Source organism: Colwellia sp. RE-S-Sl-9 (genome assembly GCF_048296855.1).
Taxonomy (GTDB): domain Bacteria; phylum Pseudomonadota; class Gammaproteobacteria; order Enterobacterales; family Alteromonadaceae; genus Pseudocolwellia.
The window spans coordinates 4,607,305-4,630,006 of the sequence record NZ_CP182631.1; the positions used below are offsets into that span (position 1 = coordinate 4,607,305).

22 protein-coding genes and 1 other RNA gene are annotated in these 22,702 nt (G+C 34.6%); 7 read left to right on the top strand and 16 right to left on the bottom strand.

Features of this window, described 5'->3' with window-relative positions; genetic code table 11:
• The first annotated feature begins 29 nt into the window (after window positions 1-29).
• Both ACM9HF_RS20115 and ACM9HF_RS20120 read left to right on the top strand, forming a co-directional pair.
• Entirely contained in the window at window positions 30-662 is a 633-nt protein-coding gene (locus ACM9HF_RS20115; RefSeq protein WP_473613320.1) for a hypothetical protein, read from the top strand.
• A gap of 110 nt (window positions 663-772) precedes the next feature.
• Window positions 773-1,894 carry an SH3 domain-containing protein gene (locus ACM9HF_RS20120; protein ID WP_473613321.1) on the top strand — a complete coding sequence of 374 codons (1,122 nt, stop codon included), beginning with the start codon at window positions 773-775 and terminating at the stop codon, window positions 1,892-1,894.
• Between the two features lie 352 nt (window positions 1,895-2,246).
• Here ACM9HF_RS20120 and ssrA read toward each other — a convergent pair.
• Window positions 2,247-2,596, bottom strand: a transfer-messenger RNA (tmRNA) gene (ssrA, locus tag ACM9HF_RS20125).
• Window positions 2,597-2,689: 93 nt separating this feature from the next.
• Window positions 2,690-3,172, bottom strand: a complete 483-nt coding sequence (gene smpB / locus ACM9HF_RS20130; protein ID WP_473613322.1) for an SsrA-binding protein SmpB — start codon at window positions 3,170-3,172, stop codon at window positions 2,690-2,692.
• Between the two features lie 151 nt (window positions 3,173-3,323).
• Here smpB and ACM9HF_RS20135 point away from each other — a divergent pair, with 151 nt between their 5' ends.
• Both ACM9HF_RS20135 and ACM9HF_RS20140 read left to right on the top strand, forming a co-directional pair.
• Window positions 3,324-3,755 (top strand): SRPBCC family protein, encoded by a 432-nt coding sequence (locus ACM9HF_RS20135; RefSeq protein WP_473613323.1) that lies wholly within the window; start codon window positions 3,324-3,326, stop codon window positions 3,753-3,755.
• Window positions 3,748-4,107: an RnfH family protein gene (locus ACM9HF_RS20140; RefSeq protein WP_473613324.1), complete on the top strand. Its 360-nt coding sequence runs from the start codon at window positions 3,748-3,750 to the stop codon at window positions 4,105-4,107. The genes ACM9HF_RS20135 and ACM9HF_RS20140 overlap by 8 nt, the downstream gene beginning before the upstream one ends.
• A 101-nt stretch (window positions 4,108-4,208) precedes the next feature.
• Here ACM9HF_RS20140 and ACM9HF_RS20145 read toward each other — a convergent pair whose 3' ends face one another.
• The 9 genes from ACM9HF_RS20145 to ACM9HF_RS20185 all read right to left on the bottom strand — a co-directional run bounded on the left by ACM9HF_RS20145 (window position 4,209) and on the right by ACM9HF_RS20185 (window position 13,874).
• Window positions 4,209-4,556, bottom strand: coding sequence for an outer membrane protein assembly factor BamE (locus tag ACM9HF_RS20145; protein ID WP_473613325.1), 348 nt, complete (start codon window positions 4,554-4,556; stop codon window positions 4,209-4,211).
• 115 nt (window positions 4,557-4,671) lie between these two features.
• Window positions 4,672-6,339 (bottom strand): DNA repair protein RecN, encoded by a 1,668-nt coding sequence (gene recN / locus ACM9HF_RS20150; RefSeq protein WP_473613326.1) that lies wholly within the window; start codon window positions 6,337-6,339, stop codon window positions 4,672-4,674.
• Between the two features lie 577 nt (window positions 6,340-6,916).
• A complete protein-coding gene (gene arsJ / locus ACM9HF_RS20155; protein ID WP_473613327.1) occupies window positions 6,917-8,128 on the bottom strand; it encodes an organoarsenical effux MFS transporter ArsJ in 1,212 nt (403 codons plus the stop codon).
• A 5-nt stretch (window positions 8,129-8,133) separates the two neighbouring features.
• The gene (locus tag ACM9HF_RS20160) at window positions 8,134-9,144 is read right to left on the bottom strand and encodes an ArsJ-associated glyceraldehyde-3-phosphate dehydrogenase (protein ID WP_473613328.1); all 1,011 of its coding nucleotides are present in this window, start codon (window positions 9,142-9,144) and stop codon (window positions 8,134-8,136) included.
• 28 nt (window positions 9,145-9,172) lie between these two features.
• Complete coding sequence (locus ACM9HF_RS20165; protein WP_473613329.1) at window positions 9,173-9,664, bottom strand: phosphatase domain-containing protein; 492 nt, start codon at window positions 9,662-9,664, stop codon at window positions 9,173-9,175.
• A gap of 35 nt (window positions 9,665-9,699) precedes the next feature.
• Window positions 9,700-10,716, bottom strand: coding sequence for an ACR3 family arsenite efflux transporter (gene arsB / locus ACM9HF_RS20170; protein ID WP_473618340.1), 1,017 nt, complete (start codon window positions 10,714-10,716; stop codon window positions 9,700-9,702).
• A gap of 33 nt (window positions 10,717-10,749) precedes the next feature.
• The gene (locus ACM9HF_RS20175; protein WP_473613330.1) at window positions 10,750-11,514 is read right to left on the bottom strand and encodes a metalloregulator ArsR/SmtB family transcription factor; all 765 of its coding nucleotides are present in this window, start codon (window positions 11,512-11,514) and stop codon (window positions 10,750-10,752) included.
• Between the two features lie 1,014 nt (window positions 11,515-12,528).
• Entirely contained in the window at window positions 12,529-12,831 is a 303-nt protein-coding gene (locus tag ACM9HF_RS20180; protein ID WP_473613331.1) for a DUF3301 domain-containing protein, read from the bottom strand.
• Window positions 12,832-12,836: 5 nt separating this feature from the next.
• Window positions 12,837-13,874: a DUF3549 family protein gene (locus ACM9HF_RS20185; protein ID WP_473613332.1), complete on the bottom strand. Its 1,038-nt coding sequence runs from the start codon at window positions 13,872-13,874 to the stop codon at window positions 12,837-12,839.
• Window positions 13,875-14,072: 198 nt separating this feature from the next.
• Between ACM9HF_RS20185 and truC the strand changes: the two genes are divergently transcribed.
• Entirely contained in the window at window positions 14,073-14,849 is a 777-nt protein-coding gene (truC, locus tag ACM9HF_RS20190; RefSeq protein ID WP_473613333.1) for a tRNA pseudouridine(65) synthase TruC, read from the top strand.
• Between the two features lie 72 nt (window positions 14,850-14,921).
• Here the strand turns inward: truC and ACM9HF_RS20195 are convergent, their stop codons facing one another.
• From ACM9HF_RS20195 to ACM9HF_RS20215, 5 genes are all read right to left on the bottom strand, one after another.
• A complete protein-coding gene (locus ACM9HF_RS20195) occupies window positions 14,922-15,269 on the bottom strand; it encodes a hypothetical protein (protein WP_473613334.1) in 348 nt (115 codons plus the stop codon).
• A 241-nt stretch (window positions 15,270-15,510) separates the two neighbouring features.
• Window positions 15,511-16,335 carry a 2,3,4,5-tetrahydropyridine-2,6-dicarboxylate N-succinyltransferase gene (gene dapD / locus ACM9HF_RS20200; RefSeq protein WP_473613335.1) on the bottom strand — a complete coding sequence of 275 codons (825 nt, stop codon included), beginning with the start codon at window positions 16,333-16,335 and terminating at the stop codon, window positions 15,511-15,513.
• 20 nt (window positions 16,336-16,355) lie between these two features.
• Window positions 16,356-18,992: a [protein-PII] uridylyltransferase gene (glnD, locus tag ACM9HF_RS20205; protein ID WP_473613336.1), complete on the bottom strand. Its 2,637-nt coding sequence runs from the start codon at window positions 18,990-18,992 to the stop codon at window positions 16,356-16,358.
• Window positions 18,993-19,045: 53 nt separating this feature from the next.
• Window positions 19,046-19,834 carry a type I methionyl aminopeptidase gene (gene map, locus ACM9HF_RS20210; protein ID WP_473613337.1) on the bottom strand — a complete coding sequence of 263 codons (789 nt, stop codon included), beginning with the start codon at window positions 19,832-19,834 and terminating at the stop codon, window positions 19,046-19,048.
• Window positions 19,835-19,968: 134 nt separating this feature from the next.
• Entirely contained in the window at window positions 19,969-20,574 is a 606-nt protein-coding gene (locus tag ACM9HF_RS20215) for a hypothetical protein (RefSeq protein WP_473613338.1), read from the bottom strand.
• 348 nt (window positions 20,575-20,922) lie between these two features.
• Between ACM9HF_RS20215 and rpsB the strand changes: the two genes are divergently transcribed.
• Window positions 20,923-21,651: a 30S ribosomal protein S2 gene (gene rpsB, locus ACM9HF_RS20220; RefSeq protein ID WP_473613339.1), complete on the top strand. Its 729-nt coding sequence runs from the start codon at window positions 20,923-20,925 to the stop codon at window positions 21,649-21,651.
• A 151-nt stretch (window positions 21,652-21,802) separates the two neighbouring features.
• The gene (tsf, locus tag ACM9HF_RS20225) at window positions 21,803-22,639 is read left to right on the top strand and encodes a translation elongation factor Ts (RefSeq protein WP_473613340.1); all 837 of its coding nucleotides are present in this window, start codon (window positions 21,803-21,805) and stop codon (window positions 22,637-22,639) included.
• Window positions 22,640-22,702 lie beyond the last annotated feature (63 nt).

Here is a 22,702-nt window from a genome sequence, read left to right on the forward strand (position 1 = left end):
TTTGCTGTTATGTTGCAAGGAGCTCATCTATGAGTTATATGATTAATATTGTATGTGCGTTAGGTGGAGCGTTATTTGGTTCATGGATTGGTCATAAATTTACTATAAGCTTCTTTAATTCTCGTACAAAAAAACAAAAGATAGCACTTTATGATGAAGTCCAGATTATTAACGAAGACTACATTAACTGGTTAAATATATTGATTGATGAATTTAATGAACCGTTGAAAGATAGTTATTCTGGAGCGCCATTTATACATACTAAACTATTAGATAATTTAGTAGTCGAACTCTCCAGCACTGATGAAATGTTAACTAAAAATCAAAGACGTTTACTTGTTGGTTTAAGTAATAAGAATCGAGCTTTAGCAGTTAAAGACAATGAACGAGATTTATGTATTAATGATTTGCGTACTAAAAGCGATCAACTTGACGATAGAGAACGATTTAGAGCAACTAAAAATATCGAGTTTTGGACTGCACATTTATTAAGAGAAGTAATTGAGATTATTTTTTATACGTCAAAGCTTAATGAAGAGAGTAATAATTTTATATTTGGAAAGTACGAGATTATCGAGCAGATAAAGGCAGTGTGCAAATATAGCAATCTAGACTTTGATGAGCAGTTTTGGCAAAAGGTTATTCAACGGATTTCAGCATAACAAACTGCTAAAAAAGGATCAAATACAGTTGGCTTTTTGTTTACTTATTTTTTGCCAACTTTATTTTTCCTGTTAAAAGGCTCGTTAGCTTTACTCATGAGGTTGTGGTTATGATAGGTAAGGATAAGTTTTCAAATTTGGAAGAAGCAATACGTATCATCAATGGCTTATCTCCTATAGAGCAAGCAATGAAGTCTTTTGAATCACAACAATCTTTAGTAGATAAAGCTTTAAGTATCACTAATGGCTTATCTCCTATTGAGCAAGCAATGAAGTCTTTTGAATCACAACAATCTTTAGTAGATAAAGCTTTAAGTATCACTAATGGCTTATCTCCTATTGAGCAAGCAATGAAGTCTTTTGAATCACAACAATCTTTAGTAGATAAAGCTTTAAGTATCACTAATGGTTTGTCTCCTATTGAGCAAGCAATGAAGTCTTTTGAATCACAACAATCTTTAGTAGAGAAAGCTTTAAGTATCACCAATGGTTCGTCTGCTATTGAGCAAGCAATGAAGTCTTTTGAATCACAACAATCTTTAGTAGAGAAAGCTTTAAGTATTACCAATGGTTCGTCTGCTATTGAGCAAGCAATGAAATTTTTTGACTCTCAAAAGCATTTAACAGAAAAAGCTATGTTAGTAATTTCAGGTTCTTCTTCTGTATTAGACGCTTTAGAAATATTACAGCAATCAAGTGTAATTAAACAAATATATCCTGAATTTTTAAATTGTGTAACTGGCTCTATTAATGAATCAAGTTTTACTGATTATTCGCCTCTAAATGAAGAAACTATAGAGTCTGATTTAAATGGTTTTTGCGAAGTAGTTAAGCAACTTCATCCAATTATCCAATTAATATTGATATTCTTTTTAGATGTGATTTTTTCTCAACTTAATAGTATTTCAGCGAATTTGTTAACACCTGTGGTAGAAGATTATTTATCTCAAAGTGATAAAACAAAAAGGGAAAATATTAAAAATATTAAGGTGTTGCCACGGAAAATATCTGATTTCGATACGAAAAGCCTTCGTTTTATTACTGGTAATAATGTTAGGTTAAGGGCTGGGGCATCGACCAGTTCAGTTATCTTGGATGAAATGGTTTTTGGTCAAGTTGTAACAATTCATTCTAAAAATAAAAACTGGATTGAGATCTCATATGAGTATGAGGATGGCTCATTCATGCAAGGTTGGGTATTTACTCGATATACTGAACGTTTTGTAAAGTAGTAATATTAACGAGCTGTTAAATAAGGATAAAATATAGTTATCTTTTTCTTTCAGCGCTAACTTTAGCTAATTTCTTATCAATAAATAAAAATCTAGTTTTTGATTTATCTGGATATTTTTTTCGAAACTTTTGAAGTTCTGAATACCACTTTCAAATTTTCCTTTATGTTTCCCATATTCCTTTTCATATTTTTCCTTTAGAACAATAGAAATCAGTATTTGCTCAACAGTTAAATTAATAAGAACAGTGCAATATGTTTGGTTATAATATTTTTTCTATATGTTGCAGGGTACTGATTGGGTACTAAAATAAAAAACCCTTTACAACCTATTGATTGTAAAGGGTATTGTGTGGTGGAGCGGGGGGGAATCGAACCCCCGTCCAAAAAACCTACATCCTCGGTACTACATGCTTAGTCGATTATTTATTTAACCAATTGGACGCCAATCGACAGGCTTCGTCATGGTGAGCTTAATACTATTTCGCGGTTCAGCCTTAAGCGTGCTTCCCTCGCTATCCTATTTGGGGTGACCATCGATCCTCTAAACAACAGGACAATTTTTGAGGCGATGGCTAGCCTAAGCGGCTAGTGCGAACGTTTCGTCGTTTGCAATTATAGTTTTGCGGCTTTTTACGAGGCCAACCGCCCCTCGGCATGCACCTTGGGTTTCGTGAATCTTGTCGAATCCTAGATCCGCCCCAAAGTTTTTATTAAAGTTTTCACTTTAATTTGTTCTACAACGTGCATTGTACAGCGCTTTCTTTATTTAAACAACGTGGTATTTTTTAACCAGTTAGCGCTCTAAATTTTTGTTTTTCATTAAACGGCTTTTATCAACAGCCCATTCTCTGTCTTTAATATCGGCACGTTTGTCGTGATCTTTTTTACCTTTACCTAGGAAAAATTCTAATTTAACCCAGCAGGCTTTCCAGTACATTGCTGTAGCTATAAGTGAGTAGCCATCGCGTTCTACGTAAGCGGTAACTTGTTCTAGCTCTCTGCGGTTTAGTAGTAATTTTCGGTCACGGTTTGGATCACATACTACGTGGCTAGATGCGGCATTGAGGGGCATTATTTCAGCACCAAGCAAATAGGCTTCGCCATTTTTAATATGTACGTAACAGTCTGATATGTTTACTTTACCACTTCGGATTGATTTTATTTCCCAACCCTGCAAGCTAATTCCTGCTTCAAACTTGTCGCTTAAAGTGTAGTTATGACGAGCTTTTTTGTTTTGTGCAATAGTATTGTTATTTGGTTTCTTTTTTTTTGCCATGTTAGTTCCATTCTTTTTGCCAAAATAGATAGCAAGCGGCGCCATTATACGGGGAATCTATAGTATTTAAACGGCTTATTTATCATTTTTCATATTAATGCGTTTTTTGTCGAGTTTTGTTATGATATCGCCCTTGAGAATTGGAGGGTAAATGCCAACTATAAGTCGTAGTGCCTTAGTAATGCACAGTGTTGAAGAGATGTACAAGCTCATTAATGATATTGTTTTGTATCCGCAGTTTTTACCTGACTGTAGCGATAGTAAAATTATTTCTCAAGATGAAACCTCAATGACGGCGTCGTTGCTTGTTTCAAAAGGTGGAATTAAAAAGTGGTTTACTACTAAGAATACGCTATTGAATAACTCAGAAGTTGTGATGGAATTAGTTGATGGGCCATTTAAAAAACTTACAGGTGGTTGGGTATTAACACCATTGTCGGAAGAAGCGTGTAAAATTGAGCTTGCTTTAGAATATGAGTTTTCAAGTAAGATTTTTGATTTGGCTTTTGGTAAGGTTTTTAATCAGTTAGCTAATAATATGGTTAAGTCTTTTACAAGCAGAGCAAATGAGGTTTATGGATAAAATGGAAGCTAATAGCACGTTAGATAATAAAATTACTATTGAAGTTGTGTACGGTACACCTACTAGTCAAAAGATTGTTGAAACGATTGTAGATGCCGAAACAACTATTGAAGAAGCGATTAAATCTTCAGGTATTATGGCTATTTATCCGGAAATTGATTTAGCGGTTAATAATGTTGGTATATGGAACAGAGCGGCTAAATTAACGGATAAGCTGGTTGATTTAGATAGAATTGAAATTTACAGACCTTTAATTGCTGATCCTAAAGAGGTAAGAAAGCGCCGAGCTGAAAAAGCTAAAGAAGAAGGTCGAGCGAATAAAATTACAGGCGGTAGAGTTAAGCCATTGTAATATAAATGAGTAAAAAAATTGTATTAAAAAAGGCTGATATTCAGCCTTTTTTATTGCCTTAACCCCTATTTTATTAGAATAATTGGGATGGCGTTAGTTACTTAGTTTTCTATTGGAGTGTTATATGATTCAGGTAGTTCGAAATCGCCTGAAGCTGAAACTAGATGACCATTTTCAAACACTACGGTGAATTGTTTTTTAACGTTATGTTTTTCACCTTTACCTGATTTTAAACGGTAAACATAGTGCCATGTGTCGTCGTGAAACGAGTCAACAATTACAGGACTACCTAAAACGAACTTAACTTGTTCTTTCGTCATATTTAATTGAAGTTTGTCGATGTCTTTTTGTACTAGATAATTACCTTGTGGCATATCTAATCTATAAACCCAACTCGAACAAGCACTAATTGATAAACATAAAATAAGGGTTAAAACGCGAAACAACATGTATTAAATTCTTCCTATTTAGAGGTAAGTGCAGATAATAACTAAGCTAAGCTTTATATACAAAGCTATTTTGATTTTATCTAACTTTTATACTTACTCAGCTTGTTTTTTAACCTTAACTGGCAAGTAGTTCTTGGGCATTTGCTAAGCTGGTATCTGTTATTTTATTACCAGCGAGTAAACGCGCAATTTCTTGGACTCGACCATTTTCAGAAAGTTCAGTTACGGTTGTTTCTGTTCTAGCTCCATCGGTTAACTTTGCAACAAACAGCTGTTGATGGCCTTTACTTGCTACTTGAGGTAAATGAGTTACACAAATAACTTGGGTGTTTTTAGCCAGCGTTTGTAATTTTGAACCTACCATAGATGCTGTTGGGCCACTTATGCCTACGTCTACTTCATCAAAAATGAGGGTAGGGGTTACAATTTTTTCAGCTAAAATAACTTGCATGGCTAAACTGATCCTTGAAAGTTCTCCGCCTGAGGCTACTTTGTCCATAGCTTCAAGAGGTTGCCCAGGGTTGATGCTAACTAAGAAAGACACGTCGTCGCTACCTGTAATGGATAGTTTTTCATTTTCAGAAGGTTGAATATTTGCCTTGAATTGACCATGAGGCATGTTAAGTTCTTGAATGTTAGCTGTTATTAATTTACTTAATTTTTGGGCTGATTTTATTCGTGATTTTGTGAGCGCATTAGATGCTTCAAAATAGTTTATTTTAGTTTTTTCTATTTCGTGGGCTATTTCTATTAATCTATTTTCATCTGAACTTATGTTTTTTAATTCTAGAGAAAGTTCAGCATGAAACTTAGCAAGATTTTCAGGTGCTATGTGATGCTTTTTAGCAAGTAGAATTGTTTGAGAATATCTTTCTTCAATCATTGCGTAAGTTTGGGGATCAAGCTCTAAATTATCGTAGTAGTGTTTTAATTCACTATTGGCATCTTCAATTTGAACAAGTGCTTCGTTAATTGTATTGGCGATGTTTGACAGTTTGTTATCTAATTTAGATAAGCTATTTAAGCTATCGCTTGTTTTTCTGAGTGAATCAACAATATTAAAATTATCGTCTTCAGATAGGGTTTGTATTGAGTATAGGGTATCGTTCAAAATATCTTGTGCGTTACTATGGCGTTTGTATTCAATTTCGAGGGATTCAAACTCACCATCTTGCAGTGAAAACTCATCTAGCTCTGTTACTTGATATTGTAATAAAAGTTGTTTGGCATCTCTCTGTAATTTAGTTTCATTTAATACCTCCAATTCGTTACTGAGCTTTTTGTAGTGATGAAAATAGTATTGAACATCGTTGAGTAAATGGCTGTGATTTGCGTAGCCGTCTAACATTTTGCGTTGTTCGGTACTTTTCATGATTAATTGGTGATCTTGTTGACCATGTATATTGATAAGTAAGCGGCCAATTTCTTTTAATTGAGTAAGAGGAACCTGACTACCATTAATATAGGCTTTAGAACGACCTTCTGCTGATACTACTCTACGCAGTATACATTCGCCTTCTTCGTTGATTAAATCGTGCTGACTTAACCATTTAAGTGCTTGTTTGTTTTTTGAAATATCAAACGTAGCGGCTAGTTCTGCTTTAGGTGTTTCAGGCCTTACTACGTTGGTTGTAGCTCTTTCTCCTAAACATAAACCAAGAGCATCAATAGCAATAGACTTACCAGCTCCTGTTTCACCTGTAATGGTTGTCATTCCATTTTGCCAGTCAATATCTAACGATTTTACAATGGCGAAATTTTGTATATTTAAGTGTAGTAACATAGTACGAATCAATAGTTAAAAATGATTAACTGTTAATTTATACAGTAACTGTTTTTTATGCAAGTATTGATTGAAAAATAGTTTGATTTTTTAGCTGTTGGTTATTTATGTATTAACGCATGCTATGTTTAAGGTATTAATTTAAATCATTAATGTATCATTTTTTATCGCTGTTTTGCTATTAACATTATAGTGGTTCAATTTTGTTCATTCTTATCATTAATTGTTTATCAGTAGGTTTTATATGGATCTTCATTAATAATGAGAGTTCTTGTTCAGGATTTTCTTGGTTGTAGCTATATTGAGCTAAATCAATTGAAATATTTATGTCAAAAGTCGTGAAAAACTATAAAAAATGTTACAAAAATAAGAAAATTTAAAAACTCCTAAGCTATGTAGTGAATGGTCGCTTATTAGACATTAGCTGAGGTTAGCTTTTGTGAAACCATGAGCATATTTAGGGAATATTATCCAATATTTTCTGCCACTTGTGGAGATGATTTAAGCTCATAGCTGACATTAATGTTCAAATTTTAACGTTGACTATGAGCTTTAATACATTAACTTTATAAGAGGTTCACTTCTTCAACTTTAATGATAATAAAGATGCTATCGCCACAAATAAACTTGATATCCATAAGCAGGCTTCTAGCCCGTAATTTTGATATACCCAACCTGAAAGCACAGTACCAATCAATCTCCCCATAGCATTAGCCATATAGTAGAAACCAACGTCAAGGGACACACCATCATTACCTGCATAACTTACAATTAGGTAGCTATGCAATGAAGAGTTAATAGCAAAAACAGCACCAAATATTAACAATCCTATAATGATTGAAGCTTGAATGTGAAAATTAAAGTGTAACGCTAAGGCTATCGTCGCAGGTATTACGGTTAGGTAGCTTGCCCACAAAAATGCAGATTTACCTGTTGGTACTTTTCCCTGATTTTTACCGGTAAAATAAGGCGCAAAGGATTGTACTATGCCATAGCCAATAACCCAGCTCGCCATAAATCCACCAACCCACCAATGATCCCAATTAAAGGTTACAGCTAAAAACACAGGTAATGCCACCACAAACCAAACATCCCTTGCGCCAAATAAAAACATTCGTGCCGCAGAAAGTAGGTTGATTGATGAACTTTTTGAGAAAATATCTTTAAATTTAGGTTTGTTTTTCGCTTTCCCTAAATCTTCTTTTAAAGTGATTAAACTAAATACCCATACAATGGCTAACAGTGCAGCCATTAAGATGATTGCCCCTTTAAACTCTAGTAAGGTTAATAGCAATCCACCTAAAAAGAACCCTACTCCTTTTAGTGCATTTTTAGAACCCGTAAGTATAGCAACCCACTGATAGAGCTTACTTTCAGCTCCTTCGGGCACGAGTAATTTTATAGAGCTTTTGGCACTCATTTTATTTAAATCTTTGGCAATACCCGATAACGCCTGTGCGATCATCACATAAATAACCGTTAACATTTCAGCAGGCACAGCTAACATACCAAGAGCGACTATCTGCATGGCCAAACCAATATTCATGGTTTTATTTAAGCCAAGTTTTGCACCTAACCAACCACCAACAAGGTTGGTAATTACACCAAATATTTCATAAAACAAAAACAGCATGGCAATATTTAAAGGGCTGTATCCTAATTGATGAAAATACAGCACTACCAGCATACGTAGCGCACCATCTGTTAAGGTAAAAGCCCAATAATTGCCTGTTATCACCAAGTATTGTTTAATCGCTGGAGGTAACGTTTTGAGTGATAAAAGCCCCATAAGAATTAACCTTTATCTGCCAAGCCAACCATACGTGCTAATTCTGCGGTTCTATTGGCATAACCCCATTCATTGTCATACCAAACATAAAGTTTTACTTGCGTATCATTTACGACCATTGTTGATAATGCATCAATGATGCTTGAACGTGGATCCGTTTTATAATCAATCGACACAAGTGGACGTTCCTCATATCCCATAATGTTTTTTAATTCACCTTGGGCTGCTTGTTTAAGTAATTTATTTACTTCTTCAACGCTTGTGTCACGTTCAACCTCAAAAACACAGTCAGTAATTGAAGCATTAGTTAAAGGAACTCGTATTGCATGACCATTTAATTTCCCTTTAAGTTCAGGGAAGATATGCGTAATTGCAGTAGCCGATCCTGTTGTTGTTGGTATTAAACTGATGCCACAAGAACGTGCTCTACGCAAATCTTTATGTGGTGCATCAATGATCGTTTGAGTATTGGTGATGTTATGAATGGTGGTCATTGAACCATGTTTAATGCCTATTTTTTCATGAATAACCTTAACTACTGGTGCTAAACAATTTGTGGTGCATGAAGCTGCAGTAACAATTGGATGAATAGCTTTATTGTAAAGGTTCTCATTAACTCCCATAACAATGTTCAATACACCTTCTTCTTTTACAGGAGCGGTAACCACCACACGCTTAACACCTTGGTCTAAGTAAGCCTGTAACAATGCTTTAGTTTTAATTTTTCCTGACGCTTCAATAACTACATCACAACCAGACCAATCAGTATCTTGAGTCGCTTTGTTGTGTGTACACGGTATTGCTTTACCATTAATAACGATTGAATCATTTTCATGAGTCACTTCATGGTGCCAACGGCCATGGACTGAATCAAACATCATTAAGTGTGCAAGTGTTTCAGCATTGCCTGCAGGATCATTAATGTGAACTATCTCAATATCATCCCAATCGAATGCTGCGCGCATTGATAAACGCCCCATACGGCCAAAGCCATTAATGCCAATTTTAATCGTCATAAGTGTGTCCTAAATATGTTGTTTAAATTTATAAATATGAATTAAAGTAATCGAGTTGAGCTGGATTTTTTAGAGCTTTAGGTCGTATTTTTTGAACTTCTTCAATAACCTTTTCACTAGGCCATCCAATCGCTAATAAAATCAGTCCAATCACTAAACCTGTTCTCCCAGAGCCACCTTTACAGTGGACTGCAATGGTGCCTTTGTTATTTATCACTTCTAATATGTTTGCCTTTGTGGCTGCCCATTCAGATTCAAAGGCTTGGCTTGGAGCGGCATCATCTAAAATAGGGAGTTGAACCCATGCAATGTCTTGTTTTTTACATTCTGTTGGTAAGGTGAGTGCATTGTTCTCTTCCATTTCATCATTAAACATCAAGGTAATAAGCATGCTTGTGCCTGCCTGTTTAAGTGTTGAAATAGATTGAGATAAATTAACTTCTTTCGTACCAGGGCAAGGGGTAAATATAAGTTGAGCACCGTTTTCAAGGGCTAAAATATCAAATGGATGTGTTGGCATAATATTTCCTAAAAATGAGTTTATATGGTTATGCTTTACTTAAACCAATGTTGCGTTCGATTAATAAAATAAACTAAAGAAAGCATAACAGGCACTTCAACAAGCACACCGACTACAGTGGCAAGTGCAGCTCCTGAATGTAAGCCGAAAAGTGATATAGCAACTGCAACAGCTAGTTCAAAAAAATTAGATGTACCTATTAAACATGCTGGTGCCGCAATGTTATGGGGTAGTTTCATCCATTTAGCTGCCACATAGGCAATAATAAAAATACCGTATGTTTGAAGCATTAATGGAATAGCAATTAAGCCAATGGTTTCAGGTTCAGAAATAATAGTATTTGCCTGAAAACCAAATAACAGAACTACTGTTGCTAACAAACCGATAACTGACCAAGGTTTTAATCTTGATAAAAGCTGATGTAATGACTTTTCACCGTGGCCATTATTCAATACTTTTCGAGTCAAAACGCCCGCAATTAAAGGCAGCAAAACATAAAGTACAACAGAGATTAGTAAGGTTTCCCAAGGTACTTGAATATCGCTCACGCCAAGCAATAATGCAGAGATAGGTGCAAAAGCAAAAATCATAATCACGTCATTTACTGATACTTGAATTAAGGTATAGTTCGGATCACCTTTAGTTAACTGTGACCATACAAACACCATAGCCGTACATGGGGCAACCCCTAATAAAATCATCCCTGCGATATATTCTTGAGCTGAAGCAGGATCAACTAAATCAGCAAAAAAGAAATTAAAGAACAACCAACCTAAACCGGCCATAGTAAAAGGCTTGATCAACCAGTTTATAACGATAGTTAACACAAGCCCTTTAGGGTTTTTACCCACATTTTTTATCGCTGAAAAGTCAATTTGTACCATCATGGGATAAATCATCACCCAAATAAAAACAGCGACGACAATATTTACATGTGCAATTTCAAAACCGGCAATTATTTGAAATGCATCAGGTTGCCATAAACCTAAAACCACCCCAAGCACAATGCTTAAGCCAACCCATACCGATAAATAACGTTCAAAAATTCCCATCATTAAATCCTTTATTCATTATTTATAGAAAACTTATTTACAGAAACTTGCTCGAGCAGGTCTATTTTGCATGCTAGCTAAACGCTCAAGCTCGTTACTGATCATGGGAATATTATTTTCTGTAGTTTGTGCAATAACTGACTTAGCCCATAGCGGAAGTTCAGGGGTAATACGATAAAACACCCATTGACCATGTTTTCTGTCGGTTATTACCTTAGCTTTCTTTAAAACAGCAAGGTTACGTGACATTTTAGGTTGGCTATCTTCATCCATCGCTTGCATTAGTTCGCAAACACAAAGCTCACCGTGGTAATGAGTTAACATTAATGTTTTCAGCCTAATTTCATCGGTTAGGCTTTTATAAAAAGAGAGGGGTTCAAAGCCATTAAGTTGATCATTTTCTGTGTGAACTAATGCTTCGGTAGCACCACTACTAATACTGATGTTTTTTTCTTCAACCAAAAGAAACATAGATAAGCGGTTATTAAGCTCATTTAATGTAGTAGAGAAAGGGTTACTGCCAAAGCGCTCTTTTGGATCGGGAAAATCCCATGCTAATTGCTTAACTGCATTGGGGTAGCTGCGACATTCATTATTAGCTTTGTCGCATAAAGTAATAACATAATCAAAAGCTTGACCTTCAAAGACACTCATATTTTTAGAAACTAAATTATTAGTATCTAAACCAAACTTCTCCAGTGCATTAATTGTACGAGGATCAACTATATCAGGCTGAGTACCAGCGCTATAAACATCATACTTATCACCCGCTTTATGTCTTAATATAGCTTCCGCCATTTGAGACCTAGCCGAGTTTCCAGTACATAGAAAAAGGACTTTTTGTTTACTTATTTTTTTCATGGTAATCAATAAAAATAAAATATACGAATAATTATATATATGAAAAACAATATATACAATACGGTTATTATATTTTACTAATTCATGAGGCTAGAAAAGAACGTTGAAATATTAGGTGGATTAATTTTAAGAAGTATTAGTAAATATTTTGTTAAATTTTCTTATAGGTTGAATTTCTTCTCGCGCGTCTAAAAAAGCTACACAAGTAAAAAGAAAGTTATGGTGATTATACATTAAATAATGTGAGACATGTCTTACATTGGCGTAGGACATAAAGCTTTTTTCTTAGGGGGATTTATTTGTGGTTTTTATTATCTTTATGATTTTGTTAGTTTATATTTGATTTGTTTTTTTAAAAAGTAAATGCTACTGAAGTTTTTTTAAAAGGGTATCTTCGAAAAGTAATTGATGAGCGTATCATTACCTATGTCAGGAGACACTCAGTCAGGAAGATTGATAAGTAGTAGGACTTACTGCAATGGAAGCTTAATAAAGTAGATAGACGGATCTAATGTAAAAGGATTTTTATATGGATATGTCGATATGCAGTAAAACATGGATGTAAGCATTAGGAAGATGCTAAAAATTTAATATTTAAGTAACTAAAGGGTAGTTGCTGCCATGGAAAGGTTTGAAGGACAACGAAAGATTCGTTTAAGGATTACTAAGGATAGTTATTAAGGATGATACAGGACCACTAATTGCAGGATGCAAAGGGAAGTAAGGTAAATACGGATGTGAGCATTAGGAATATGCTATAAACTTATTTGTGAGTAACTAAAGAGTAGTTACTGCCATGGAAAGGCTTGAAGGACAGCGAAAGATTCGTTTAAGGATTACTAAGGATAGTTATTAAGGATGATGCGGGACCACTAATTGCAGGACGCAATGAAAAAGCTAGTAAGAATGCGATTCATATGAATCGCATTTTTTTTGTCTGAAATTTGGGTATTAATGAATTTTGTAAGGGGGCATATTAACGCCATCAACTTTGTAGCCTCTAAGTTGCATTTCACCTAGGTATGACGATTCGCCATCACCACTAAACTCAAATTCAAAAACACTTACCCAATGTGGGCCATGTCTTTTATCAAAGCTTATTCGGCTTGATTTTCTTGCAAGTGATATGAATTGTAAATTTTCGGTATTGCAGTAGGTATTTATATGACTACGAGCGTATTCTGATATTTTTCGTAAATAAATAAAATACCAAAAAATAAGGCAGACAATCAGTAAGTAATATATGTTTTCCAATATTGTTACCTTTTATTTGTAGTTTGAAAAATATGGCCGATAGCGAGTGACAACGCTTCACTTCTTTGTGGTGCTCTCATTACTTCAAATATTTGGGGGCGTATAGAGGGAATAGCAATAAGATCTTTAAATATTTCTACAAATAATGGTAAATCATCTTTTTTAGCGATAGCTTCTAATAAATTTAATAGGGTGTTTGTATCTTCTAAAACATCCCATAAACGACCTGAAAATAAGATAATGTTGTTTGTTGATAGTATTTTTGCTTCTTCTAACTGCGCAGTTAAATATTGAATAACTAATGGGTGTTTACTTGAGCTGGCTAAACTTCTTAGTAAATTATGTTGTGTGTTTTCACTTGTATGAGTTTGTTGTAGTTGATTTAAAATGGCTTGTATTACAACTAATGGTAGTTTTTGGTTCTCTAGAGCAATACATAAAGGGGTTAAAACAGCTTCAGGTAAAAACTCAATAGCTTGAGCAAGTTTGTCAGCATTATTCGTTTCATTAATTTTGGCTGCAAAGTCGTTGATACCTTGCACACCTATATTCTGCCAATTATCCCAGCCTAAATCACCCGATATATATTGAGTAAATAATGGGTAGTGTTCACTCATTTCTCGCTTTAATTTAGTATTGATTATGCTATTTAACGCAGCTAATTTATATTGAGCTGGTGTAAAGTGATACGGGTTGTTTTTGAGTAACTCTTCCTGCTTTTCTGATGGTGTATCAGTAATGTTATTACCTAAAGCTTCAATAATAATAGCGATGTAATGGTTTCTGGCTCCTTGATTTAATAAACCTCTTTCATCAAGTGGTAACTTTATAAACCATAAAAAAGGTTGTGTTGATTCTTTTTGCCAAAAAACTACCGCTAAACAAGCATGTGATTGTGTAGGATAGGGATAAGGTAGCTGATTTAACTCTATTTTATTAAAGGTATCTTTAGATATTTTATCTATTTTTCTGCCTACATCGTAAACTCTAAATTGAGAACCGGATAAAGCGAGTAATTCTGAAATGGAAGAAATAGTAGTCATAGTTAAAATATGTATCGAATAATAAGCGCATTATAGAGATAATAGAAAGTGAACTCCACGATAAAAACTTTAGACGTACAAATTTAGATGCCTTTAGTCGCTAAGTTTTATTATCTACCTGATAAAATTCCCTTAGCATCTTGATTGGTAACGGGTATATATCTTTATTAAATAGCTTTTGAGTTGTGATAAATAAGAATGACTGAATTATTAGAAAATCACGAAGAAGATCTTGAAAAACCTGTATTAAAAATCCTTTACCAAGATGAGTTTTTAGTTGCGGTAGATAAGCCTTCTGGGCTTTTTGTACATCGTAGTTATATGAATAAAGACGAAATTTATTTTGCTTTGCAGTTGGTTAGAGATCAAATAGGGCAATACGTTTATCCTCTACATCGATTAGATAGACCAACATCAGGAGTTTTACTTTTTGGCTTGAGCGAAGAGGTTGCTCGTTTAATGGGGCAAGCATTTACCAATAAAACTATTCAAAAAACCTATTATGCGTTAACTCGTGGACATTTATTGGGTGAAGGATTAGTTGATTATCCTTTAAAAGAAAAGCTTGATAAAATTGGTGATAAGTATGTAGATCCTAATAAGGAGGCGCAAGAAGCACAAACGTATTTTGAATCGTTAGGTACAGCAACTTTAAATGAAACCGTAGGTAAATACGATTCAGTAAGATATTCCGTTGTTAAGTTAAAACCTGTAACAGGGAGAAGACACCAAATAAGGCGTCATTTAGCACATTTACGCCATCCTATTATTGGCGATATAAATTATGGCGACAATAAACAGAATCCATTTTTTAATGAGTATTTTGGTTTTAAGCGTTTAATGTTGCATGCTAAAAAGCTTAATTTTACTCATCCTATAACGCAAGAGCCTATAGAAATACAGGCTGACTTTGATGAGCAATGGAAAGGTGTATTTGAGCAACTATCGCTTAATGTAGCTGAATTAACCGATTGAGATTAAATTGGGAGTAGGTGTTGCTGGCTGTTAAGCCTTAAGGTAGTCCAGATAAGCCTGAAGTAGGCTTATTTATATTTCGTTTGATTTTAGAAGACTAGGACCTTGTATGGAAACCGCATTATTATCATTATCGATAAGTGCGCTGTAAATGTTTTGAGGTTCTGAGTTATCTATAAATTTAGGTCCTTTAATACTTACTGCGTTAACAAACATATTACTGTAATGAGTTTCTCGCTGTTGGGCAAAAGCTAACATCATTTGTTGATCTGCTGTTATGGGTCTATTGATTAATGACATCAGTAAGTAATGGTCAGATACCGCGGCTTTTTTTACAAACTTCATTTCTTTAGGTGTTGAATTACACGCGGTAATTAATAAACCTAGAATAACTGCAATAACAACATTTTTTATTTTCATGACAACAACCTAAATTAAAATCTACTTAATCTTATGATTAGGTATATCAAGTGCTGTGCCATGTTTTTAATGGATTGAATTTAAAGGAAAATATGAGAGGTTGTTGGTGTTTAATAAAGTGTTAATGTGCTGTTAACTGTTTGGGGTCAAAAAAATGACGGATATAATAATACTGCCCTAAATAAGAAATAAAAAAGCAGCGCTTATACCGCTGCTTTATTGATTTTACGTTACTATTCAATTAATCGATAGAACGTAATAAATCATTTAAACCTGTTTTACCTAATGTTTTAGCATCAACTTTTTTAACAATTACTGCACAGTATAAGCTGTAAGTTCCACATTTAGATGGCATGTTACCTGAAACTACCACAGAACCCGCAGGAACACGGCCATAAGTTACTTCGCCTGTTTCACGATCTAAAATTTTAGTTGATTGGCCAATATAAACGCCCATTGAAATAACTGAACCTTTTTCTACTATTACGCCTTCAACTATTTCTGAACGAGCACCAATAAAACAGTCGTCTTCAATAATTGTAGGGCCGGCTTGTAATGGTTCTAATACTCCACCAATACCAACGCCGCCAGATAGATGAACATTTTTACCTATTTGTGCACATGAACCAACCGTTGCCCATGTATCAACCATGGTTCCTTCGTCAACGAAAGCACCAATGTTAACGAATGAAGGCATTACTACAACATTTTTACCTATGTAACTACCGGTACGTACTGAAGCGCCAGGTACTACGCGAACGCCATCGGCTTTAAATTCTGCGTTACCGTATTCTGAGTATTTCATTGGTACTTTGTCGTAAAATTTGCTTTCAGCGCCGTCTAACGTTTCGTTATCCCAAATACGGAAAGATAAAAGTACTGCTTTTTTAAGCCATTGGTGAACGATCCACTCACCATCAATTTTTTCAGCAACACGAGCCGAACCGTTATTTAAAGCATCTAAAGCATCTAATACGGCTTTTTTTACTTCTGGTGTTACTGTTGAAGGGGTGATTTCAGCACGATTTTCAAATGCTTGTTCAATGATAGTTTGTAATTCAGACATTATATTTCCTAATGTTTTTTTTAAGGTGAATTTGGTATAGAGGTTTTGTCGCACAACATAAGCGTAAGTGCTTCTTGTTCTTCTAGAGTAAGTGCTTGTTTGTATTTGTTTGATAAAGTAAAAACATCTTCTGCTTTTTCACCAAACGTTGTTATTTTGGCCGAATGTATTTGCACTTCACATTGTTGAAATACATCAGCGATATTTGCTAGTAAACCAGGAGTATCTAACACAATAATTTCTAACATTGTGGTGTTTTTAGTTTTTGTTTCAATGAAATTAACCTGGGTGGGTATATTAAATTGTTTGAAACGTTTTACCAATGGTTTAGGCTTTATTAAACATTGAGATTCTGACAATACATTAGTTAGTGCTTCTTCAATTACACGGGTTCTATTAATATCATCAATAGGTTTACCTTGATGATCAAGTATAACAAAGGTATTTGCAGTATAACCTTTGTTACTCGTGATTATTTTTGCATCATGAATCGATAATTGTTTTGAGCCTAAAAGAGACACAATATTATAAAAGATATTGGATTGTTCTTTAGTGTAAACAAAAACTTCTGTTCCCCCCCTATAAGGAGTAGGGTTAATAATAACTAATGGTTTTTTTCTATCGTGCTTAAGTATATGTTTAGTGTGCCATGCTATTTGCGCAGGTGCATAACGTAAAAAATAATCAGCTTTAAATTCTTTCCAAACCTTAGCTGTTTGTTCTTCGGTTACATTCTGAGTTAATAGTAATTCTGTTGCTAGTTGCTGGTTTTCTCTGATTTTAGCACGCAAATCAACAGGTTTTTCTAAACCTCTTAAAAAGGCGCGCTTGGTATTATAATACAACTCTTCTAATAAGTTAGATTTCCAATTGTTCCATAAGCTTTCATTAGTTGCTCTCATATCGGCAACTGTTAAACAATATAAGTAATCTAGATGAGCTTCATCTCTAATAATATCGGCAAACTCTTTAATAACGTTTGGATCTGATATATCTCTGCGCTGTGCCGTAACTGACATTAATAAATGATGTTTAACCAACCAAGAAATTAAACGCCCGTCGTGATCGCTTAATTGGTGTAATTTAGCAAATGCTAATGCGTCTATAGCGCCTAGTTTTGCATGATCACCACCTCGACCTTTTGCTATATCGTGGAATATACCAGCGATATATAACAGCTCAGGCTTGCGAACTCGTTGAACTATTTTACTACATAGTGGAAATTCATGATTATGTTCTTTTTGACTAAATCGATATAAGTTTTTAATTAAACGATAGCTATGTTCATCAACAGAGTAGGCATGGAATAAATCAAACTGCATTTGGCCTACAATATTACGCCATTCTGGTAAATAAGCGGCTAATATTGAATGTCTGTGCATTAATGTAAAGGCTAAACCTAGACCTTTTGGGTGTTTCATTAATTGTATGAAAGTTTTTCTACAGCCTGCGTAGTCCATCATGCCCGATACTAAACGACGTCGAGCATTTCTCATTAAACGAAGTGTATTAGGGTGTAAATCAGTAATTTCATCATGTTCTGCTATTAATAAGAACATTTCCATAATTTTAACTGAGCGTGTAAAAATACGCTTGTTAGTAACTTTAATTTGACCGTCAACAATAATAAAGTCATCATTAATCGGTGTTACTTTTTTGTATTTTTTATCGTTGATAATGGCGTATTCAAAATGTTGGAGTAACATTTTGTTTAATTCAGCAACACGGCCAATAATTCTGAAGAAGCGTTTCATCATTCTTTCAACAGCGAGTTTTCCGCCATCACCAAAACCTAGTAGTTCGGCTACACTTGCTTGATGATCAAATAACAACCTGTTTTCGCTTCTGCCAGCCACAAAGTGAAGGGCACAACGCATGCGCCATAAGTAATCTTGACACTCTACAAGTTCGAAATATTCATTACTAGTGAGGTATTTATGCTCTACTAGCTCTTCTAGTGAGTCGGCAACAAAGTGACGTTTTGCTACCCAACCTATGGTTTGAATATCTCTTAATCCACCCGGATTAGCTTTTAGGTTGGGTTCAAGTGTATATGAAGCGCCATGATATTGTTGATGTCTATTGTATTGCTCATCTCGCTTTGCAATAAAAAATTTCTTAGAGGTCCAAAATACGTCTTGATTGAGTAAGGGTTGTAATTGTTCAGTTAATGCTTCGTTACCACAAACTTGACGCATTTCCATTAAGTTAGTTGCTATGGTTACGTCATTTACTGCTTGCTTTAAGCATTCTTTAACACTTCGTACGCTATGGCCAATATCAAGTTTTACATCCCATAATTGAGTAATAAAAGTTGAAATTTTATCTTCAAGCTCTTTATCTGTTTTTTCTTGAGTTAATATTAATATATCTACATCAGAATATGGGTGTAATTCAGCTCTACCATACCCACCAACAGCTAATAGGCTAATTTGGTACTCATCAAGTTCATGCTGACACCATAATTTTGTCAGGATGTTATCAACAAATTCAGCTCTTGCATTCACTATGGCGGTGATGTCTTCATCCGGAAATATTTCTCTTTGCCATTCATGAAAAGCTTTACCTAGTTGGCAGATTTCAGCACTCGATATGAAAGGGGCACTTATTGCTAACGGTTCAATAAATTGACAAGGAAGAGTAGACTCAGTATTCACTTTTTTCTTCTTATAGTAATTAATTAACTTAGAAAACATGATTAAATTGAACGCTAGTTGTGTAAAACCTTAGCTAGAGTTTCTTCCTTTCTTAAGGTGAGAATTTCACAACCTGTTTTGGTGACCACAATAGTGTGTTCCCATTGTGCCGATTTTTTACCGTCAATAGTATAAACCGTCCAGTTGTCTTCTTTATCTAAAAGGGTATTTGCTCGACCTAAGTTGATCATAGGCTCGATAGTAAAACACATGCCTTCTTCCATTTTTGTTTTATCATTATTTTTATAATGAACAATTTGAGGCTCTTCATGAAAAACTTGGCCAATACCATGTCCGCAGTATTCTTTAACAATAGAATAGCGACCTGATTTTTTAATAAACTTTTGAATCGCTGTACCTATTTCACCAAAAGTTACTCCAGGTTTTACTTTTTTAAGACCAACATAAAGGGCTTCTTGAGTAATGCGGCACAAGCGATTATCTTCTGGTGTTACATTGCCAATAAGAAACATTTTACTGGTATCGCCATGAAACCCATCTTTAATTACAGTGATGTCTATATTAAGAATATCGCCATCTTGTAATTTCGTGTCATTAGGGATGCCATGACATACTACGTGGTTTACTGATGTACAAATTGATTTAGGAAATCCGTGGTAATTTAAAGGCGCAGAAATGGCATTTTGTACTTTATCGGTATATTCAGCACAAATAGTATTCAATTCGTCAGTTGTTATACCCGCTTTTACGTGCGGTTCTATCATTTCTAGTACATCTGCAGCTAGTTGACCTGCAATACGCATTTTCTCTATTTCTTCCTGACTTTTTATATTGATTCCCATTAATGCCTCATTAATTCTTTGATGGTGTATTACTATTTAAAAATATAAATACTGATTAAAAGTTAATGCTAACTTTTAGGTTAACTATTTTGCCTAACTGCTTATATGATGTCTATCTGGATTTTTTGCTTTAACTAATTGTTTAGCTCAAGTTCTATGGCTTCTACAATAGCTTTGGGGTGTTTTAGGTATAGATTATGGTTTAATAGTATAAGCTTTTCATCAATTGCAAGTAATAGTGCGGGTATAGCTTTTGTACCCATAATATCTTGTAGTTCTTCAAGACTGCTTAATAATATTTCTGCATCTTTTGTGAATTTTTCTAATGTAAACACTTTGTTCGGTGGTGAAAGTTTAAATTCAGCGACAATATCACTAATATCATCAAATGAACGTAATTCGTTTGCTTGTTCAAAGTGAGCTTTAAATAAAGCATTTAATACTTCTAATCCTACTTGCGGAACTTTGTTTGAAACCCAAGACATCACGTTAGCGGTTAAAGTTGAGTCTTTAGCTTGCTTTAGTTGTGCTATGTAAGCATTACTAAATGTGGTTGAACTATCATCTTCAATCGTTTCAATAGTTTTTTTTGAAATATTTTCATCACCTTCATAACGAGCACAATGTAATAAGTTAAGCGTAAACTCAGGATGCGCAGCGACAATTTCATTCACCAAGGGAAGTGTTACATAGCTCCAAGGGCAGTGTGTATCGTAAATATAAAATAATTGTACAGACATAATTGTTTTCGATTGGTTATTTTGAGCTAATTTTAACGCGCAATGATCCATTAGCATAGAATATTCTTAAGCTCATCAAAAAATGATTATTGAATAAGATTATTTGCTCTAATTCCTAGTAAAAAGTGCGCCGTTATGGTATAAAGTGCGCCGCTAATAATTTGCATGGTGTTTACCATGATTTATTAAGCATTACTGAATTAACACTTAATGTTAGTTTTAAATATAAACTCACATACATCTAACAAAGATATACTGGGGTGCTCAGCTTAATCATTTTGAATGAATAAGCAATTAAAGAGTCTTGTATATTGGGTGTATGAACGCTTAACCCTCAAAGGAAAAAACATGCCAAACGTTTCAATGCGCGATATGCTTAAAGCAGGTGTACATTTCGGTCACAAAACTCGTTACTGGAATCCAAAAATGAAAAACTACATTTTTGGTGCTCGCGATAAAGTTCATATCATCAACTTAGAACAAACTGTACCTATGTTTAATGAAGCTCTTGCTTTTATTAACAACGTTTCATCTAAAAAAGGTAAAGTTTTATTTGTTGGTACTAAACGTGCTGCAAGCGATGCAATCAAAGATGCTGCGATCAAATGTGATCAATTTTACGTTAACCACCGCTGGTTAGGTGGTATGTTGACTAACTGGAAAACAGTTCGTCAATCTATCAAACGTTTAAAAGATTTAGAAGCTCAAAGCTCTGACGGTACTTTTGAAGCACTTACTAAAAAAGAAGCTTTAATGCGTACTCGTGAAATGGAAAAGCTTGAAAAAAGCCTTGGTGGTATTAAAAACATGGGTGGTTTACCTGATGTTTTATTCATCATCGATGCTGATCATGAGCATATTTCTATTAAAGAAGCTAACAACTTAGGTATTCCAGTAATCGCTGTAGTTGATACAAACTCTAATCCAGACGGTGTTGATTACATTGTACCTGGTAACGATGATGCGATTCGTGCTGTGACTTTATACTTAGATTCTGCTGCAAATGCAGTATTAGAAGGTCGTGAGAAGAATATCGTTGTTCAAGCTGAAAAAGACGGTTTTGTTGAAGCTGAATAATTAGCTCTTAACGTTTCTTTCATGTGGCGGTAATAGAGTTTCTTTATTATCGCCAACTTATTTAATACTTATGCCCAAACTGTATGGAGTGTTTATCTTAAAGGTAAGCAATCTCTTGTAACGGGGATAACTAAAAATTAGGAATTAACTCATGCAAATTACTGCTGCAATGGTTAAAGAATTACGTGAACGCACAGCTGCGGGCATGATGGATTGTAAAAAAGCTTTACAAGAAGCTGAAGGTGACATGGAACTTGCGATTGAGAATATGCGTAAGAACGGTCAAGCTAAAGCTGCTAAAAAAGCAGGTAACATCGCTGCTGAAGGTCAAATCATCATTAAAGATGGCGTATTAGTTGAAGTTAACTGTCAAACTGATTTCGTAGCAAAAGATGATAACTTTTTAGCATTTGCTAACAAAGTTGCTGATGCTGCTGCTGCTTCAAAAGTAACAATTGAAGAACTTCAAGCACAGTTCGAAGAAGAGCGTATTGCTTTAGTAACTAAAATTGGTGAAAACATCAATGTTCGTCGTGTTGCTTATGTTGAAGGTACTACTTTAGCTACTTATAAACATGGCGCTACAATTGGTGTTGTTGTTGCTGGTGAAGGTGATGTTGAATCACTTAAGCACATTGCTATGCATGTTGCTGCTAGTAAGCCTGAATTTATCAACCCTGAAGATGTACCTGCAGATGTTGTTGAAAAAGAAAAAGCTATCCAAATCGAAATTGCGATGAATGAAGGTAAACCTCAAGAAATCGCTGAGAAAATGGTTAATGGTCGTATGAAGAAATTTACAGGTGAAGTTTCTTTAACGGGTCAAGCTTTTATTATGGAGCCTAAGAAAACTGTAGGTGAAATATTAAAAGAGAAAGGCTTAACTATTTCTAACTTCGTACGTTTAGAAGTTGGTGAAGGTATCGAGAAGAAAGAAGAAGATTTTGCTGCTGAAGTTGAAGCACAAATTGCTGCTGCAAAAGCTTAATTTTTAAAAAAATTGATGTTTAATTAATTTTTGATGGTGTTATTTTGTAAATAGACTTTCGAT

Bases quoted from the DNA above. Each gene is read 5' to 3' on its own strand.
- dapD (WP_473613335.1), bottom strand. From the start codon at position 16,335: ATGTCTGAATTACAAACTATCATTGAACAAGCATTTGAAAATCGTGCT.
- ACM9HF_RS20140 (WP_473613324.1), top strand. From the start codon at position 3,748: ATGGATAAAATGGAAGCTAATAGCACGTTAGATAATAAAATTACTATT.
- smpB (WP_473613322.1), bottom strand. From the start codon at position 3,172: ATGGCAAAAAAAAAGAAACCAAATAACAATACTATTGCACAAAACAAA.
- ACM9HF_RS20145 (WP_473613325.1), bottom strand. From the start codon at position 4,556: ATGTTGTTTCGCGTTTTAACCCTTATTTTATGTTTATCAATTAGTGCT.
- ACM9HF_RS20115 (WP_473613320.1), top strand. From the start codon at position 30: ATGAGTTATATGATTAATATTGTATGTGCGTTAGGTGGAGCGTTATTT.
- ACM9HF_RS20165 (WP_473613329.1), bottom strand. From the start codon at position 9,664: ATGCCAACACATCCATTTGATATTTTAGCCCTTGAAAACGGTGCTCAA.
- ACM9HF_RS20135 (WP_473613323.1), top strand. From the start codon at position 3,324: ATGCCAACTATAAGTCGTAGTGCCTTAGTAATGCACAGTGTTGAAGAG.
- ACM9HF_RS20185 (WP_473613332.1), bottom strand. From the start codon at position 13,874: ATGACTACTATTTCTTCCATTTCAGAATTACTCGCTTTATCCGGTTCT.
- ACM9HF_RS20175 (WP_473613330.1), bottom strand. From the start codon at position 11,514: ATGGCGGAAGCTATATTAAGACATAAAGCGGGTGATAAGTATGATGTT.
- recN (WP_473613326.1), bottom strand. From the start codon at position 6,339: ATGTTACTACACTTAAATATACAAAATTTCGCCATTGTAAAATCGTTA.
- ACM9HF_RS20215 (WP_473613338.1), bottom strand. From the start codon at position 20,574: ATGTCTGTACAATTATTTTATATTTACGATACACACTGCCCTTGGAGC.
- arsJ (WP_473613327.1), bottom strand. From the start codon at position 8,128: ATGGGGCTTTTATCACTCAAAACGTTACCTCCAGCGATTAAACAATAC.
- rpsB (WP_473613339.1), top strand. From the start codon at position 20,923: ATGCCAAACGTTTCAATGCGCGATATGCTTAAAGCAGGTGTACATTTC.
- ACM9HF_RS20120 (WP_473613321.1), top strand. From the start codon at position 773: ATGATAGGTAAGGATAAGTTTTCAAATTTGGAAGAAGCAATACGTATC.
- arsB (WP_473618340.1), bottom strand. From the start codon at position 10,716: ATGGGAATTTTTGAACGTTATTTATCGGTATGGGTTGGCTTAAGCATT.
- ACM9HF_RS20195 (WP_473613334.1), bottom strand. From the start codon at position 15,269: ATGAAAATAAAAAATGTTGTTATTGCAGTTATTCTAGGTTTATTAATT.
- truC (WP_473613333.1), top strand. From the start codon at position 14,073: ATGACTGAATTATTAGAAAATCACGAAGAAGATCTTGAAAAACCTGTA.
- tsf (WP_473613340.1), top strand. From the start codon at position 21,803: ATGCAAATTACTGCTGCAATGGTTAAAGAATTACGTGAACGCACAGCT.
- ACM9HF_RS20160 (WP_473613328.1), bottom strand. From the start codon at position 9,144: ATGACGATTAAAATTGGCATTAATGGCTTTGGCCGTATGGGGCGTTTA.
- map (WP_473613337.1), bottom strand. From the start codon at position 19,834: ATGGGAATCAATATAAAAAGTCAGGAAGAAATAGAGAAAATGCGTATT.